Below are 15,952 nucleotides of genomic sequence, written 5' to 3'. Positions count from 1 at the left end.
GAGAACCTACCGTGAAATTCGAAGGCATCTACACCCCGGCAGTCACCCCGCTGGCTGCGGACGGCTCGATCGACAAGGCGGCGTTCGCCGAGGTCCTGGAATATCTGGTCGAGTCGAAGATCCATGGCGTGATCATCGGTGGCTCCACCGGTGAGTACTACGCCCACACCACCCAAGAGCGCATCGATCTGGCCGCCCAGGCCAAGGACGTGCTGAACGGCCGCCTGCCGCTGATCATCGGCACCGGTGGCATCCGCACCGAAGACGCCGTGGCCTTCGCCCAGCACGCCAAGGAAATCAAGGCCGACGCACTGCTGGTGGGCACCCCGCCTTACGCGCTGCCGACCCAGCAGGAAATCGCCCTGCACGTCAAAGCCGTCGACGCCGCCGCTGGCCTGCCGATCATGCTCTACAACTACCCAGGCCGCATGAGTGTGAGCATGGGTGAGGAATTCTTCGATGCCGTCGCCGATGTGAAGAACATCGTTGCCATCAAGGAAAGCTCCGGTGACATGAACCAGCTGCACCGCCTGGCCACCCAGCGTCCGAACATCCAGCTGTCGTGCGGCTGGGACGACCAGGCCCTGGAGTTCTTTGCCTGGGGCGCCAAAAGCTGGGTCTGCGCCGGCTCCAACTTCATCCCGCGTGAGCACGTGGCCCTCTACGAGGCCTGCGTGATCGAGAAGGACTTCGACAAAGGCCGCAAGATCATGGGCGCCATGATGCCGCTGATGGACTTCCTCGAAGGCGGCAAGTTCGTACAGTCGATCAAGTACGGCGTCGCGCTGAACGGCCTGAGCACCGGCGGCGTGCGCAAGCCGCTGTACGACCTGGATGCGGCCGAGAAGCAGGAGCTGCAACGCGTGGTTACCGAACTCAAGCGCAACATCGCCCAGATCACCGGAGGTGCATGAAATGGCTGAATTGCTGAGCAAGGCACAATACGCGGCCATCGCCGCCGAACTGCAACTGCGCACCAAAGCGTTCATCGACGGTGAGTTCCGCGATGCCATCTCGGGCAAGACGTTCGTCACCACCAACCCGGCCACCGGCCAGCACCTCGCTGATGTCGCCGCCTGCGACGTCAATGACGTCAACGTTGCCGTGGCGGCCGCCAAGCGTGTGTTCGAAGACGGTTCGTGGTCCAAGCTGCAGCCGGGTGAGCGCAAGCACATCCTGCTGAAGTTCGCTCAGTTGCTGGAAGACAACGCCCATGAACTGGCCGTGCTGGAAAGCCTGGACAGCGGCAAGCCGGTCAGCGAATGCCAGAACGTCGATGTGCCAGAGACCATCCACACCATTCGCTGGCACGCCGAGCTGATCGACAAGATCTACGACAACACCGCCCCCACCGGCAACGCTGCCGTGACCATGGTGGTGCGTGAAGCCATTGGCGTGGTTGGCCTGGTGCTGCCGTGGAACTTCCCGCTGCTGATGCTGGCCTGGAAGATCGCCCCGTCGCTGGCCGCCGGTTGCTCGATCGTGGTCAAGCCGGCCAAGGAAACTACCCTCAGCGCCCTGCGCGTGGCCGAGCTGGCCCACCAGGCGGGTGTGCCTGCCGGTGTGTTCAACCTGGTGCCTGGCGGTGGCCGTGAAGTAGGCGAGGCCATCGGCCGCCACATGGACATCCCGATGGTCAGCTTCACCGGTTCCACCGACACCGGTCGGTTGTTCCTGAAGTACGCCGCCGAGTCCAACTTGAAGCGCATCGTCCTGGAGCTGGGTGGCAAGAACCCGGCCGTGGTCATGAACGACTGCGAAGACCTCGACGAAGTGGCCCAGTTCGTCACCGCCGGTGCGTTCTGGAACATGGGCGAGAACTGCTCGGCTTCCTCGCGCCTGATCGTGCACAAGGACGTGAAAGACGAGCTGCTCGGCCTGATCGCCAAGCACCTGAAGGACTGGAAGCTGGGCGACCCGCTGGACCCGGAAACCGCCTGGGCGCCATGGTCAGCAAGTCGCACTTCGAGAAGGTCAAGTCGTACCTGGAATACGCCGCGGTGCAGAAGCTCAGTATCGTCCAGGGTGGCGAGACCGAGGACGGCGTGTTCGTGCAGCCGACCATCGTCGACAACGTGGGCCGTGACAACAAGCTGTTCATCGAGGAAATTTTCGGGCCGGTGCTGAGCGTGACCAGCTTCGAGACCATCGATGAGGCCATCGAGCTGGCCAACGACACCATCTATGGCCTGGCTGCTTCGGCCTACACCGGCAGCCTGCGCAATGCGCTGCGTCTGTCGCGTGAGATTCGCGCTGGCGTGGTGACGGTCAACTGCTTCGGCGAGGGCGATGCCTCGACGCCGTTTGGTGGCTACAAGGAGTCCGGCTTCGGTGGGCGCGACAAGTCCATCTGGGCCCATGATCAGTACACGGAGCTGAAGACCATCTGGATCAACGCTTCGTGATTTGATCGCAAGAGCAAGACCGGTGCTGTTCTGACGGAGTTCGGCACCTGGCCGCTTTGGTTGTGTCAGTGCTGGCCCTATCGCCGGCAAGCCGGCTCCCACAGGTTCATGACAGACTGTGGGAGCCGGCTTGCCGGCGATAGGGCCGGTACAGCCACCGCCAAGGCGGCTTTTTATTTGAACTTGGGCCCTGAGCGGGTATTCAACCCCTTGGCCAACCGGTCATACAGCACCACGTTCACCGTCGCAGCCAGGTTCATGCAGCCCTCGGTCGGGATGTAGATGGTCTCTTCACACCACGCCCGCACATCGGCACTCAGGCTGCCGTCTTCCGGGCCGAAGATGTAGATGGCGCGGTCTGGGTGGGTGTATTCGGGCAGCGGGCGGGCGCCTTCGACCAGCTCCACGGCCACCGGCGTGCAGCCCAGCGGAATGATGCGCTGCAGGTCATCGATGCCAATCAATGGAATGTCGTAGTGCACACGCTTGGTGTCGGTGACGAAGTCACGTGCGCGTTCATAACGCTTGCCGGTGTAGAACACCGAGTTGACGCCGTAGCAACCCGCCGCGCGCATCACCGAACCTACGTTCTCCGCTGACTTGGGATTGAACAGGCCGATGCAGCTGTACCGTTTGTTTGCCACGTGCCGGGGCCCTTCGCAGAAAAAGCGCGATTATACGGCTACCCGGCGGTAACGGGGGCGAAACGACGTTCAGTCTTTCTTGAGCATGCCCGCCAGCCCGGCGAACGGGTTGTGGGTGGCCTTGGCGATGCTCGGCGTACTGGTCGAACCTTCGCTGAAATACTGCTGGTCGGTGTAGCGCGAGTGCTCGTTGTCGTGGCAGTACAGGCACAGCAGCTCCCAGTTAGAGCCGTCCTGGGGGTTGTTGTCGTGGTTGTGGTCGCGGTGGTGCACGGTCAGTTCGCTCAGGCGCTTGCCCGAGAACTCGCGGGCGCAGCGGCCACACACGTGCGGGTACATTTTCAGGGCCTTGTCGCGGTAGCCCATCTCTTTATCGCGCTTGGCGTCGGCCAGGATGCGGTCGAGGCGGGCGGTGGCGGCGGAAGTGGAGGCCGAGCTCATGGTGTTTCCTTTGTTGTAATCAGGCAAATGACGGTTATACCGTTGAGTCTAGCGCGCTTGTGGGGCGGGCGGACAGGCAAAAACCGCCAGGAAGGCGTAGCCTGTAGGAAGGTTCCCGACCGGAGGTTGCAGATGCTACATGCGATCCTCACCGCGCTGCTGCTGGCCCTTGTGCCGACAGTCGAAGCTGCGGGTACGCCACCGCGCATCAACACGCCCGTACCCGGGGCACCAGGCACGCCGACGCCAACGCCCTACCCGCAGATCACCCCAAGTTCGCCACCCAAAGCCTATGACAGCCAGCCTGGTGCGCCGTTGTTGCCGCCGATGCCAGTGCCGGGGCCGCCCAAGGACCAGCCTTTGCCAGGGCTGCGTCAGGAGCCGGCAAAGCCATTGCCTGAGGACGATTAGAGTGCCAGGCGCTGGCCATCCTGCATGCGCAGACGTTTCGACAGGGCCACGGCCAGTGCGCGGATGATCCGTGCGGCGATGCGTGGTGCTTCGTTCAGCATCTTTTCCAGCGAGTCCTTGCCCAGGGTCAGTCAGCAGCTGACAGTCGCTGGCGGCGATGCAACTGGCCGAGCGACGTTCGCCGTCGAGCACGGCCATTTCACCAAAGGCCCGGCCTTTGCGCAGGGTAGCGATTTCGACCTGGGTGCCATTGCCGTCGGTCTTGCGTACCGAGACCACGCCCTGATGCAGGATGCACATGAAGGTGCCAGCATCGCCTTCATTGAAGATGGTCTGGCCTTCGCCGATGGCGGCCAGGCTGAAATAGCCAGCAGCGGCCTGGAAGTCGCTGAGCTGCAGGGTATCGAACAGGCCGCAGTCCATGAGCATGTCGCGGATTTCGGCGTTCAGGAGAGTCTGGTCGGGCATGTATTGTTCTTCTTCGCGGCTGTTGTCCAAGAGCGTGTGGGCGCACCCCAGCCCGTAGGAACCGGCTTGCCGGCGATAGGGCCTTCAGGTGCGCCGCGCTGGGTATGACAACAAAAAACGCGATTTACACCACGCTCAGCTCATTGAACACGAACGCATACTCCAGAGCCACGTCACGCAGCCCTGGTAGCGCCCGCTCATGCCGCCATGGCCGGCGCCCATTTCGGTCTTGAGCAACAGCAGGTTGTCGTCGGTCTTGCGTGTGCGCAGGCGTGCCACCCACTTGGCGGCTTCCCAGTACTGCACGCGGCTGTCGTTATAGCCCGCGACCACCAGCATGGCCGGGTAGGCCTGGGCCTTCACGTTTTCGTAAGGGGCGTAGGCCTTGATCCGCTCGTACACCTCGGGCTCTTCGGGGTTGCCCCATTCGTCGTACTCGGTGACGGTCAGCGGCAGGTCGGGGTCGAGCATGGTGTTGAGCACGTCGACGAACGGCACCTCGGCAATGGCGCAACGGAACAGCTCCGGGCGCAGGTTGAGCACCGCGCCCATCAACAGCCCACCGGCGCTGCCACCACTGATGGCCAGGCGATCGGAGGCGGTTACGCCTTCGCTGATCAGGTGCTCGGCGCAGGCGATGAAGTCGTTGAAGGTGTTCTGCTTGTGTTCCTGCTTGCCCGCACGGTACCAGGCTTCGCCCAACTCGCCGCCGCCCCGTACGTGGGCGATGGCGAAGGCTACGCCGCGCTCCAGCAGGCTCAGGCGGGCGTGGGAGAACCACGGGTCGAGGCTTTCGCCATAGCGCCATAGCCATACAGGTACAGCGGCACGACCTTGCCCAGATCGTCACGGCGACGCACCAGGCTGATCGGCACGCGGGTGCCGTCCTGGGCGGTGGCCCACAGGCGCTGGCTAACATAATCGTCGGCATCGAACGGGCCTAGCACCGGGGTCTGCTTGAGCACTTCCTGGGCGCCAGTGGCCAGCACCAGCTGGCGTACCTGGGCCGGGCGGTTGAGGGCCTCGTAGCGCAGGCGGATGCGTGTGCTGGCGAACTCCAGGCTGTCCTGCACATACAGGCTGTAAGCGGCGTCGGGCAGTTCGACCCGGTAGTGCGCAAGGCCTTGTGGGCGAACTTCGATGATCGGCAGGCCGCCTTCACGCAGGCTCAGGCTCAGGCGCTTGCGTTGAGGCTCAGGCCTTCGAGCATGATGTCATCGCGGTGGGGCACCAGCACCTGCCATTGCTGGCGGGTCGGTACCTGATCGGCCGGGGCTTGGTAGAGGGCGAAATTGATGCCGTCCTGGTTGGTGCGAATGAACCAGCGCCACTCACCGTCGAGTTGGCCGTGGTCGGGGAAGTATTCGTGGTCTTCCTCCCGCGGCGCCAGGCAGGTGAATGCGGCCTGTGGCGTGCTGGCGTCGAGCACCCAGGCCTCGCTGGTGGTCTTGCTATTGAGCAGCAGCACCAGTTGCAGTTCGGAGCTGGAACGGTAGCAGTGCAGGAAGAAACGGCCGTCGGGTTCTTCGAACACTGTTTGCGCCGAGGCCTCGCCCAGGGTGTGACGACGCAGGCGCCAGGGGCGGTGGGTGTCGTCCAGCTCGGCGAAGAACAGCGTCTGGCTGTCGTTGGCCCAGGTCATGCTGCCGTCGCAGTCGTCGAAGGGCAGGGTGGTGACGTCGTTGCTGTCCAGGTCCTTGACGTACAGGGTGTAGATTTCGTCGCCACTGGTGTCGAGGCTGTAGGCCAGCAACCGGTGGTCGGGGCTGACGTTGAACGCACCGAGCGACAGGAAACCGCCATTGGCCAATGCGTTGGGGTCGAGCAGCAGCTGCTCACGGCTTTCATCGACGGTATTGGAGTCGTCCGCCGGGCGTGGGCAGCGGTAGTGGCGCGGGTACTCGTCGCCTGCGGTGGTGCGGGTGTAGTACAGGTATGGGCCCCACGGCGAGGGCAGCGACAGGTCGGTTTCCAGTATGCGGCCCTTGATCTCCTCGAACAGCTGTTCGCGCAGGGGCGCCTGGTCGGCCAGGCAGGCCTCCTGGTAGGCATTTTCCGCTTGCAGGTAGGCGAGCACCTCGGGGGTGTCGCGTTGTTGCAGCCAGGCGTACGGGTCGGTGGTGTCGTCGGTGTGGGCGATGGGCGGTTGGGGCTTATTGAGCATTGGAGATCTCTTGGCTGGGGCTGCCTGCACTGGCCTCATCGCCGGCAAGCCAGCTCCTACAGGTACTGCACAGGTCTCGAGTGCAGTGGTGATCATGTGGGAGCCGGCTTGCCGGCGATAAGGCTGGGGCATGGAGACGCTGTCTGCGCCCTGAAAAGTGTTTATCATAGGCATCTCTTTGCCTGGCTTGCACGATCACCATGACCGAGAACGACTATACCCTCGCCTGGGGCCTCTACGCCCTTGCCGCCCTGGGCTGCCTGCTGGTGGGCTTCAAACTCACCGGCTGGATGTGGCGCTGGCTGCGTGAACCGCTGCGGGTGATCCTGGCGGTGCTGCTGCTGACCCCGACCATCGTCGACCCGGTCAAGGAAAGCTTCGCCCGGCCATCGCCATCACTGCCCTGGACGTCGCCTTCAAGGTGGGTAACAACGCCTGGCGTGCGGTGTCCGATTTCGCCATGTACGGCATGATTGCCTTTGCCCTTTACGCACTGTTCGTGCTGTTGCGCTGGCCGCTGGAAAAGCGCGCCCGCGAGCGCCGCGAGAACGCCGAAGCCGCCGCCAAGCGTCAGGCGGCCGAAGATGAGCAGGTCGCGTCCGAGTCTGCCTTCGGTGCCGACCGCCGTGACCGTTACCGCAATGACCCGCCGCCCGCCCCGCCGACCGGTCGTGGCCGCGTAGAACCCCGCTTGTAAACGGAGCGACGAGCATGTGTGAACTGCTGGGCATGAGTGCCAACGTCCCCACCGACATCGTCTTCAGCTTCACCGGCCTGATGCAGCGTGGCGGGCGTACCGGCCCACACCGTGACGGCTGGGGCATCGGCTTTTACGAAGGCCGTGGCCTGCGCCTGTTCCAGGACCCGGCGGCGAGCAGCGAGTCGGAAGTCGCCAACCTGGTGCAGCGTTACCCGATCAAGAGCGAAGTGGTCATCGGCCACATCCGCCAGGCCAACGTCGGCCGGGTCTGCCTGTCCAACACCCATCCGTTCGTCCGTGAAATGTGGGGCCGCAACTGGTGCTTCGCGCACAACGGCCAGTTGGGCGAATTCAAGGGGGAGGCGACGTTCTACCGGCCGGTGGGCGACACCGACAGCGAAGCGGCTTTCTGCGACCTGCTCAACCGGGTCCGTGCGGCCTTCCCAGAGCCGGTGGCGGTGGAACAGTTGCTGCCGGTACTGGTCGAAGCCTGTGCCGGCTACCGGGGCAAAGGCGTGTTCAACTGCCTGCTCAGCGACGGTGACTGGCTGTTCTGCTTCTGCTCGACCAAGTTGGTTCACATTACCCGTCGCGCGCCTTTTGGCGCCGCACGGCTGAAGGATGTCGACCTGATCGTCGATTTTCATACCGAAACCACCCCGAACGACGTGGTCACGGTGATCGCCACCGAAGCCCTCACCGAGAACGAGACCTGGCACCGTTACGAGCCGGGTCAGTGGGCGCTGTGGCGGCACGGAGAGTGCGTTTCGCACGGCCAGAGCTAAGGACGCTGCATGTTCAGAAGTTACCTGCGGTTGTTACTGTTCACCTTCGGCCTGTTGGCCGGTATCCAGGTTCCGGGGCTGGTCAAGGACTACAGCCAGCGGGTCGAGGCGCACCTGTTCGAGTCGCGCCAGGCGCTCGACGGTTTCAAGCAGACGGCCGAGCGGTTCTTCAACGGCGATCTGCAGGCGTTGCTCAAGCACTATCGCAGCAGCGATGACCCGGTGTTCAACAGCGATGCCAACAGCATCGAAAGCCTGCTGATCCGCAATCAGCTGTTCGAGGACGAATGGCAGGCGCTGCAAGGCTCGTGGGTGAGCCGCACCTGGCATGTGCTGGTGCAGCCGGAGCCGCAGCTGCGCGAAGAGACGCTCAAGGGGTACAGCTACCAGATTTTGCTGGTGCCTGAAGCCATCGGCTGGGGGATCGGGGCCGGTTCGTGCTGGCGTTCGTGGTCGAGAGTCTGCTGGTGCTGGTTGGCTGGGTGATTCTGGGTGGGCGGCGCAAGGTGGTCAAAGAGAGCTGGCGCTGAGAGCGCTTGCCTCAAATTTTGCGCGGCCCGTGGGGTCGAGCGCCGCCCGCGCGGCGCATCGCGAGCAAGGCTCGCTCCTACGTTTGTTTTACGGCCAATAACGCCTGTGACAGGCGCGCGCGACCGCCTTGTTTGTACGAAGCGATAACGCGCCATGCACCAAGAGCGGTCGCGCACGAATCTCGCAGGAATAATTGGCCCGAAACAAACGTAGGAGCGAGCTTTGCTCGCGATGCGCCGCGCGGGCGGCGCTCGATCTCAAAACCGCTGCAGATGTTGCGGCAAACACCTACGAAACCAACACAATCCGCTGTTCCCCCACTTCCCGCGCATACCCCTCCAGCACCTGCCTGCATACCCCAACCACCTCATCGACCAACGCCACCCCGGTCTGCCACGCCACCACCAGTTCCAGGCTCGGCGGCGGCTGCAGCCCTTCGATCAACACCAGCTCGCCACGGCCCAGCTCCGCTTCCACCAACGCCGGCGGCAGCGCACCAATGCCGAATCCATCACGTAGCAGCCGGGTAATCGCCGCCACCGAGTTCACGCAGTTCAGCCGTGGCATGTCGCAACCGGCGCCTTGCAGCAGGCTGAGCACTTCTTGGTGCGGTCGCGAGTTCTTGGAAAACGTGACGATACGTTCGCGCCCCAGCTCGGCAAGCGAAGCATAGTCGCGGTGGTGGCTGGAGCCTGCGGCCACCACCCAGCCCATCGGGTAGCGGGCAAGGTCCAGGCTGCGGATCGACTGTTCGCGCAGCAGGTCGGTCTGCAGAATCACGTCGAGAAAGCCTTTTTGCAGCTGCTCGCGCAGGTTCAGCGCGGTGTCGGCCACCAGCTCGATTTCCACCTGTGGATAGCGCTCGGTCAACTCGGCCACCAGCGCGCTCATCCAGGTATGAATCACCGTGTCCATCACCCCGACGCGGATGCGCCCAACCTTGGCCCGGTCGCTGTCCAGCGACTGCTTCATCGCCTTGGCGGTGTCGAGCATGCGCTCGGCGTATTCCAGCACCTTGCTGCCCTCCGGCGTGAGGCTGACGCCCCGCGAGTCGCGCAGCAGCAGTTTCACTCCCAGGTCTGCCTCCAGCGCGGCGATACGGCTGGAGACCGACGCCTGGGTGGTGAACAGCTTGTCCGCAGTCAGGCGGAAGCTCTTGAGCCGCGCCACCCAGACGAAAGTTTCGAGGAAACGGAGGTTCATGATCAGTTTTTCTTGTTCCAGACCGGCGGTTTTTCTCGTTGGACTCAAGCCGCGCGGCCTCTGAACATGGATGCCAGGCCGCGACGCCAGACGTCGCCCATAAAACAATACCAACAAGCCGAGGCAAGCATGAACCCATCCGGCGTGCAGCAGGTGTCTTCCCCACCTTCGACCGGGCCATTCGCCTGGTACCGCGACATCGACAAACAGCAACGACGCACCTTCTGGAGCTGCAAGATCGGCTATGGCCTGGATGGCATGGACACGCAGATGCTCAGCTTCGTCATCCCCACGCTGATCCTGATGTGGGGCATCAGCACCGCCGAAGCCGGGCTGATTCATACCAGCACCCTGATCGCCTCGGCCATCGGCGGCTGGATCGCCGGCATCCTCTCCGACCGCATCGGTCGCGTGCGCACCTTGCAACTGACGGTGCTGTGGTTCGCTTTCTTCACCTTCCTCTGCGGCTTCGCCCAGAACTACGAACAACTGTTGATTGCCCGCACTTTGATGGGCTTCGGTTTCGGCGGCGAATGGACCGCCGGCGCGGTGCTGATCGGCGAAGTGATCCGCGCCCAGGACCGCGGCAAGGCGGTGGGCATGGTGCAATCGGGCTGGGCCATCGGCTGGGCCTGACGGCGATTCTGTATGCGCTGCTGTTCTCCTGGCTGCCAGCGGAACAGGCCTGGCGGGCGCTGTTCCTGCTGGGCCTGGTGCCGGCGGTGTTCGTGATCTTCGTTCGTCGTCTGGTCAAGGACCCGGAGGTCTATCGCCAGGCCAAGGCCGAAGAGAAAACCGAGGCCCCGCGCAGTTCTACGAGATCTTCGCCCCCGGCCTGCTCTGGACTACCGTGCGCGCCTCCTTGTTGCACCGGTGCACTGGGCGGCTATTACGCCATCACCTCGTGGCTGCCAACCTTCCTCAAGAACGAGCGTGGCCTGAGCGTGCTGGGCACCGGTGGCTACCTGGCCATGGTGATTGTCGGCTCGTACGTGGGTTACGTGGTCAGTGCGTACCTTTCCGACCTGCTGGGGCGCAAGAAGAACTTCATCCTGTTCGCCGTGGGTTCGTTCGTGATCGTGCTGCTGTACACGCAAATGCAGGTCAGCGATGGCGTGATGCTGTGGCTGGGCTTTCCACTGGGCTTCTTCGCCTCGGGCATCTTCAGTGGCATGGGAGCGTTTCTCACCGAGCTGTTCCCGCTGATGATCGGCGTGCTTGGCCAGAAGGTGCCGTTGGGGCTGGGGATTGGCGTGTTTTCCGCCGTGTCGTACGGCGTGGTGATTCTGGCGGCGCTGAGCCTGCCGGAAACCCGCGGCAAACAGCTTCAGGCACGTTAAGGTAGGCATATGAACATCGAAACGGGAGCACGCAAGGTGAAAAGCCTGCTACTGAACTGCGACATGGGCGAGAGTTTCGGCAGCTGGCGCATGGGCCTGGACGCCGAAGTGATGCCTTACATCGACTGTGCCAACATCGCCTGCGGTTACCACGCCGGTGACCCGAGCATCATGCGCCGTACCGTGGCCATGGCGCTGGAGCATGGCGTGACCATTGGCGCCCACCCGGCTTACCCCGACCTGGTCGGTTTCGGCCGCCGCTCGATGGCCTGCAGCAGCGAGGAAATCCGTGACCTGCTGCATTACCAGATCGGTGCGCTGGACGGCATCTGCAAGGTGCTGGGCGGCCGGGTGGCGTACGTGAAGCCCCATGGCGCGCTGTACAACGACATGATGGCCGACCCGCTCAAGCTGCGTACCGTGCTTGAAGCCGTGGCGGCCTATGACGCGAATTTGCCAGTGATGCTCATGGCCACCGCCGATGACAGCGCGGCTCAGGCGCTGGGTGATGAAATCGGTGTGCCGCTGTGGTTCGAGGCCTTCGCGGACCGCGCCTATACCGCCAGCGGGCATCTTGTTTCCCGCCGCTTGCCGGGGGCCGTGCATCATGACCCGGCGCTGGTGCTCGAACAGGCCTTGCGCCTGGCCCGTGGTGAGGCTCTGGTGGCCAACGATGGCAGCGCTGTGCGCCTGAACGCCAGCACCCTGTGTGTGCACGGTGACAACGACAGTTCCGTGGCCGCCGTGCGGCAGATTCGCCAGGCCCTCGATGCGCTGGAGCGAGCATGAAGGTGCGCATCGAGGTAGTGGCCATCGACAGCCTGATGGTGCGCCTGTTCGACACCATCGACGAAGCCAACATGCCGTGGATCCTGGCGGCCAGCCAGCGGCTGCGCGCAGCTTTCGGTGAGCGCCTGGTGGATTTGGTGCCGTCCTATACCACGCTGATGGTGCAGCATGATTTGGCGCCAGCACAGGCGAGGGTGTTGATCAAGCAGGCGCTGGAAGGTTTGCAGCCGGATGTGGGCAACAGTGGTCGTCGTCATGAAATCCCGGTGTGGTACCACGCCAGCGTCGGCCCGAACTTCCGGTTCTGGCAGCCCGTGCCGGCCTGTCCGAGGACGAAGTGATTCGCCTGCACTGCGAGCGCGAGTACCCGGTGTTCGCCCTTGGTTTTGCCCCCGGTTTCGGCTTCATGGGGTTGGTGGACGAACGGCTGGCATCGCCACGCCTGAGCACCCCACGCAAGCGCGTTGCCGCAGGCAGTGTCGGTATCGCCGAGCGCCAGACGGCGGCGTACCCAGCGGTTTCGCCAGGTGGCTGGAACCTGATCGGGCGCACCCCGGTACGCTTGTTCGACCGTGAACGCGAGGGCTACAGCTTGCTGCAACCGGGCGACCGGGTGCGCTTCGTGGCGGTTTCCCACGCCGAGTTCGTGGCGTTGGGCGGTGATGACAGCCCGCTGGAGGCACAGGCATGAAGCAATTGAGGATCGAAGCCAGCACCGCGCTGTGCCAGGTGCAGGACGCTGGGCGCTTTGGCGTGCGGCACCTGGGCGTGACCCAGGGCGGGGCGCTGGATTGGGTGGCGATGCACTGGGCCAACTGGCTACTGGGTAACCCGCTGGGCGCTCCTGTTGTCGAAGTAGCGTTGGGCGGGTTCAGCGTGCTGGCCGAGCAGGATTGCGTGTTGGCGTTGGCGGGCGCTGACCTGGATGCGCGGATTGATGAGCAACCCGTGGCCCCTTGGCGCTCGTTCATCGTGGCCAAGGGGCAGCGCTTGACCCTCAGGCAACCAAAGCAAGGCGTGCGTGCCTACCTGGCGGTGCCGGGTGGGGTTCAGGCCGAGGCTGTTCTGGGCAGCAGCGCCACGGTTGTGCGCGAAGAGCTGGGGGGCTCGATGGGCGCGGGATGGCGCTGGGCAAAGGGCAGATGCTGGCGTTCGCCGATGCCTCGCCCGAGTTGCGCGAGGTGCCTGAGACGATGCGTGCGCGCTATCTGGAAAAGCCAGTGCTCGACCTGGTGATGGGCGCGCAGATCGGTGATTTCAGCGGTACCAGCCTGTTCGAGGCGTTCAATTCGGATTGGACCCTGGACAGTCGCGCCGACCGCATGGGGATTCGCTTGCTGGGGCCGCAATTGGTGTACCAGGGCGCTCCGATGATTTCCGAGGGATTCCGCTGGGTGCGGTGCAGGTGCCGCCGGACGGGCAGCCAATCGTATTGCTCAATGACCGGCAGACCATTGGTGGGTATCCGCGGCTGGGGGCGTTGACGCCGCTGGCGTTGGCGCAGCTGGCGCAGTGCATGCCGGGGGCTGCGGTGCGGTTCAGGGCGGTGGTGCAGGATGAGGCCTGGCGGGAGCAGCAAGCGTATCTGCGCCGCTGGGAGTGAGGCGGCTGGCCCTATCGCCGTTAAGCCGGCTCCTGTAGGTCGTGTGAGATACCTGTGGGAGCCGGCTCGCCGGCGATAGGGCCGGTACAGCCCCCAAATTACTTGGACAGATACTTCATCCCATCCTCCAACCCCTGCAAGGTCAGCGGATACATCTTGTCCTCGATCAAATCCCGCACCAGATGCGTTGACGCCGTGTAGTCCCAAGCCTGCTTCGGATACGGATTGATCCAGATGATCTTCTTGAACTTCTCCATGAACCGCTGCATCCACACATACCCGGCTTCTTCGTTCCAGTGCTCCACACTGCCACCCGGCTGGGTGATCTCGTAGGGCGCCATCGCCGCATCGCCGACGAATATCACCTTGTAGTCATCGCCGTACTTGTGCAGCAGGTCGAAGGTGGAGAAGCGTTCCGAAGTGCGGCGCAGGTTGTTCTTCCACACCGACTCGTACACGAAGTTGTGGAAGTAGTAATACTCCAGGTGCTTGAACTCGGTCTTGCAGGCCGAGAACAACTCTTCGCAGACTTTGACGTGGGCATCCATCGAACCGCCAATGTCGAACAGCAACAGCAGCTTCACCGTGTTGCGCCGCTCGGGGCGCATCTGGATGTTCAACAGCCCTGCATCGCGGGCGGTGTGGTCGATGGTGCCGTCGATGTCCAGCTCTTCGGCGGCGCCTTCACGGGCGAATTTGCGCAGGCGGCGCAGGGCGAGCTTGATGTTGCGGGTGCCGAGTTCGACCTGGTCGTCGAGGTTCTTGTACTCGCGCTGGTCCCACACCTTCACCGCCTTGCCCTGGCGCTTGCCAGCCTCGCCCACGCGAATGCCTTCGGGGTTGAAACCACCCGAGCCGAACGGGCTGGTGCCGCCGGTGCCGATCCACTTGTTGCCGCCGGCATGGCGTTCTTTCTGCTCTTCGAGGCGCTTCTTGAATTCTTCGATCAGCTTGTCCAGGCCGCCCAATGACTGGATCTGCGCCCGTTCCTCATCGGTGAGCGAACGCTCGAATTCCTTGCGTAGCCAATCTTCGGGGATCAGTGCCTCAAGGTGCCGGTCGAGGTTTTCCAGGCCCTTGAAGTAGGCCGAGAACGCCCGGTCGAACTTGTCGAAGTGGCGCTCGTCCTTCACCAGGATGGCCCGGCGAGGAAGTAGAACTCGTCCATGTCGGCGAACACCACGCGCTTTTGCAGCGCCTGGTGCAGGTCGAGCAATTCGCGCACTGACACCGGCACCTTGGCCGCGCGCATTTCGTTGAACAGGTTGAGCAGCATGGCCGGCTCCTGTCAGCGGTTGCCGCGCCGGCTCATGAAGGCCAGGCGCTCCAGCAGTTGCACGTCCTGCTCGTTTTTCACCAATGCACCGGCCAGCGGCGGGATGGCCTTGGTCGGGTCGCGCTCGCGCAGCACCGCTTCGCCGATGTTGTCGGCCATCAGCAGCTTGAGCCAGTCGACCAGCTCGGAGGTGGACGGCTTTTTCTTCAGGCCCGGTACCTTGCGCACGTCGAAGAACACGTCCAGCGCTTCGCTGACCAGCGACTGGCTGATGTTTGGGTAGTGCACGTCGACGATCTGCTGCAGCGTGTCACGGTCGGGGAAGGCGATGTAGTGGAAGAAGCAGCGGCGCAGGAAGGCGTCGGGCAGCTCTTTTTCGTTGTTGGAGGTGATGATGATGATCGGGCGCTGCTTGGCCTTGATGGTCTCGTCGATTTCGTAGACGTAGAACTCCATCTTGTCGAGTTCTTGCAACAGGTCGTTGGGGAACTCGATGTCGGCCTTGTCGATTTCATCGATCAGCAGGATCACCCGCTCTTCGGCCTCGAAGGCCTCCCCACAACTTGCCCTTCTTCAGGTAGTTGCGCACGTCATGGACCTTGTCCACGCCCAGCTGCGAGTCGCGCAGGCGGCTGACCGCGTCGTACTCGTACAGGCCCTGATGGGCCTTGGTGGTGGACTTGATGTGCCAGGTGATCAGGCGGGCGCCGAAGGACGCGGCGAGCTGCTCGGCGAGCATGGTCTTGCCGGTACCCGGCTCACCTTTGACCAGCAGTGGGCGCTCCAGGGTGATGGCTGCGTTGACTGCCAGTTTCAGGTCGTCTGTGGCGACGTAGTCGCGGGTGCCTTCGAACTTCATGAACCGATCCTCGGTGGGTGTCAGTGCCAGCCTTTTCGCGGGTAAACCTGCTCCCACTGGGTCATCACAGCCCTTGAGAGCTGTGCTGTAGCTGTGGGAGCGTGTTTACCCGCGAAGCGGCCAGCCCGAACTACACATGTTTGTCATTTGCCAGCGACTATAACCCGCCCCCAGGCAGCTGGAAACGCAGACCGGGCATTCAGTCTCTGAATGATGCGTCGCGCTAATGTTCGGTCGGAATCAGGCGCCCTGTGCTCATAACGTTACCGGAGGGCTCGCAGGCTTTACTGGCCACCGGGGCAGGCTTACCCTTGAAGCTTTCCCTGCTCCTTT

Annotated in this window: 9 protein-coding genes and 9 pseudogenes; 11 read left to right on the top strand and 7 right to left on the bottom strand. The window is 63.4% G+C overall.

Annotated elements, in window-relative coordinates; genetic code table 11:
• Positions 1-11: 11 nt before the first annotated feature.
• Positions 12-914 (top strand): dihydrodipicolinate synthase family protein, encoded by a 903-nt coding sequence (locus tag PspTeo4_RS15595; protein WP_322364655.1) that lies wholly within the window; start codon positions 12-14, stop codon positions 912-914.
• Positions 835-2,405 (top strand): annotated as a pseudogene (locus tag PspTeo4_RS15590) (aldehyde dehydrogenase). The gene PspTeo4_RS15595 and the pseudogene PspTeo4_RS15590 overlap by 80 nt, the downstream one beginning before the upstream one ends.
• A 173-nt stretch (positions 2,406-2,578) precedes the next feature.
• On the opposite strand, the gene PspTeo4_RS15585 reads toward PspTeo4_RS15590, so the two are convergent.
• Together PspTeo4_RS15585 and PspTeo4_RS15580 are read right to left on the bottom strand one after the other, a co-directional pair.
• Entirely contained in the window at positions 2,579-3,049 is a 471-nt protein-coding gene (locus PspTeo4_RS15585; RefSeq protein WP_008095669.1) for an RNA methyltransferase, read from the bottom strand.
• A gap of 69 nt (positions 3,050-3,118) precedes the next feature.
• The gene (locus PspTeo4_RS15580; protein ID WP_023381762.1) at positions 3,119-3,490 is read right to left on the bottom strand and encodes a YajD family HNH nuclease; all 372 of its coding nucleotides are present in this window, start codon (positions 3,488-3,490) and stop codon (positions 3,119-3,121) included.
• A 132-nt stretch (positions 3,491-3,622) separates the two neighbouring features.
• Between PspTeo4_RS15580 and PspTeo4_RS15575 the strand changes: the two genes are divergently transcribed.
• A complete protein-coding gene (locus tag PspTeo4_RS15575; RefSeq protein WP_322364654.1) occupies positions 3,623-3,901 on the top strand; it encodes a hypothetical protein in 279 nt (92 codons plus the stop codon).
• Here PspTeo4_RS15575 and PspTeo4_RS15570 read toward each other — a convergent pair.
• Positions 3,898-4,369: pseudogene (locus PspTeo4_RS15570) on the bottom strand (cyclic nucleotide-binding domain-containing protein). The gene PspTeo4_RS15575 and the pseudogene PspTeo4_RS15570 sit on opposite strands and share 4 nt — an antisense overlap.
• A 124-nt stretch (positions 4,370-4,493) precedes the next feature.
• Positions 4,494-6,533: pseudogene (locus PspTeo4_RS15565) on the bottom strand (S9 family peptidase).
• A 200-nt stretch (positions 6,534-6,733) separates the two neighbouring features.
• Between PspTeo4_RS15565 and PspTeo4_RS15560 the strand changes: the two are divergent.
• The 3 genes and pseudogenes from PspTeo4_RS15560 (at position 6,734) to PspTeo4_RS15550 (ending at position 8,548) form a co-directional block, all read left to right on the top strand.
• Positions 6,734-7,230 (top strand): annotated as a pseudogene (locus tag PspTeo4_RS15560) (MFS transporter).
• Positions 7,231-7,244: 14 nt separating this feature from the next.
• Positions 7,245-8,018, top strand: coding sequence for a class II glutamine amidotransferase (locus tag PspTeo4_RS15555; protein WP_322364653.1), 774 nt, complete (start codon positions 7,245-7,247; stop codon positions 8,016-8,018).
• Positions 8,019-8,027: 9 nt separating this feature from the next.
• A pseudogene (locus PspTeo4_RS15550) lies at positions 8,028-8,548 on the top strand (DUF2937 family protein).
• 289 nt (positions 8,549-8,837) lie between these two features.
• Here the strand turns inward: PspTeo4_RS15550 and PspTeo4_RS15545 are convergent.
• Positions 8,838-9,752: a LysR family transcriptional regulator gene (locus tag PspTeo4_RS15545; protein WP_322364652.1), complete on the bottom strand. Its 915-nt coding sequence runs from the start codon at positions 9,750-9,752 to the stop codon at positions 8,838-8,840.
• A 129-nt stretch (positions 9,753-9,881) separates the two neighbouring features.
• Here PspTeo4_RS15545 and PspTeo4_RS29965 point away from each other — a divergent pair, with 129 nt between their 5' ends.
• The 5 genes and pseudogenes from PspTeo4_RS29965 to PspTeo4_RS15525 all read left to right on the top strand — a co-directional run bounded on the left by PspTeo4_RS29965 (position 9,882) and on the right by PspTeo4_RS15525 (position 13,484).
• Positions 9,882-10,388 carry an MFS transporter gene (locus PspTeo4_RS29965; RefSeq protein WP_416196933.1) on the top strand — a complete coding sequence of 169 codons (507 nt, stop codon included), beginning with the start codon at positions 9,882-9,884 and terminating at the stop codon, positions 10,386-10,388.
• Complete coding sequence (locus PspTeo4_RS15540) at positions 10,286-11,092, top strand: MFS transporter (RefSeq protein ID WP_416196932.1); 807 nt, start codon at positions 10,286-10,288, stop codon at positions 11,090-11,092. The genes PspTeo4_RS29965 and PspTeo4_RS15540 overlap by 103 nt, the downstream gene beginning before the upstream one ends.
• Before the next feature lie 9 nt (positions 11,093-11,101).
• The gene (locus PspTeo4_RS15535) at positions 11,102-11,881 is read left to right on the top strand and encodes a 5-oxoprolinase subunit PxpA (RefSeq protein ID WP_322364651.1); all 780 of its coding nucleotides are present in this window, start codon (positions 11,102-11,104) and stop codon (positions 11,879-11,881) included.
• Positions 11,878-12,572: pseudogene (gene pxpB, locus PspTeo4_RS15530) on the top strand (5-oxoprolinase subunit PxpB). Before PspTeo4_RS15535 ends, pxpB begins: the two are co-directional and overlap by 4 nt.
• Positions 12,569-13,484: pseudogene (locus PspTeo4_RS15525) on the top strand (biotin-dependent carboxyltransferase family protein). Before pxpB ends, PspTeo4_RS15525 begins: the two co-directional pseudogenes overlap by 4 nt.
• Before the next feature lie 98 nt (positions 13,485-13,582).
• Here the strand turns inward: PspTeo4_RS15525 and PspTeo4_RS15520 are convergent.
• Positions 13,583-14,760, bottom strand: a pseudogene (locus PspTeo4_RS15520) (vWA domain-containing protein).
• A 12-nt stretch (positions 14,761-14,772) separates the two neighbouring features.
• A pseudogene (locus PspTeo4_RS15515) lies at positions 14,773-15,619 on the bottom strand (AAA family ATPase).
• Positions 15,620-15,952 lie beyond the last annotated feature (333 nt).

This window comes from Pseudomonas sp. Teo4 (assembly GCF_034387475.1).
In the GTDB taxonomy this organism is placed as follows: domain Bacteria; phylum Pseudomonadota; class Gammaproteobacteria; order Pseudomonadales; family Pseudomonadaceae; genus Aquipseudomonas.
This window is presented reverse-complemented; position numbering and strand designations above follow the sequence as displayed.

Excerpts from the sequence above, each read along its gene's own strand:
- PspTeo4_RS15540 (WP_416196932.1), top strand. The coding sequence starts at position 10,286 with ATGGACCGCCGGCGCGGTGCTGATCGGCGAAGTGATCCGCGCCCAGGA.
- PspTeo4_RS15535 (WP_322364651.1), top strand. The coding sequence starts at position 11,102 with ATGAACATCGAAACGGGAGCACGCAAGGTGAAAAGCCTGCTACTGAAC.
- PspTeo4_RS15555 (WP_322364653.1), top strand. The coding sequence starts at position 7,245 with ATGTGTGAACTGCTGGGCATGAGTGCCAACGTCCCCACCGACATCGTC.
- PspTeo4_RS15580 (WP_023381762.1), bottom strand. The coding sequence starts at position 3,490 with ATGAGCTCGGCCTCCACTTCCGCCGCCACCGCCCGCCTCGACCGCATC.
- PspTeo4_RS29965 (WP_416196933.1), top strand. The coding sequence starts at position 9,882 with ATGAACCCATCCGGCGTGCAGCAGGTGTCTTCCCCACCTTCGACCGGG.
- PspTeo4_RS15575 (WP_322364654.1), top strand. The coding sequence starts at position 3,623 with ATGCTACATGCGATCCTCACCGCGCTGCTGCTGGCCCTTGTGCCGACA.
- PspTeo4_RS15545 (WP_322364652.1), bottom strand. The coding sequence starts at position 9,752 with ATGAACCTCCGTTTCCTCGAAACTTTCGTCTGGGTGGCGCGGCTCAAG.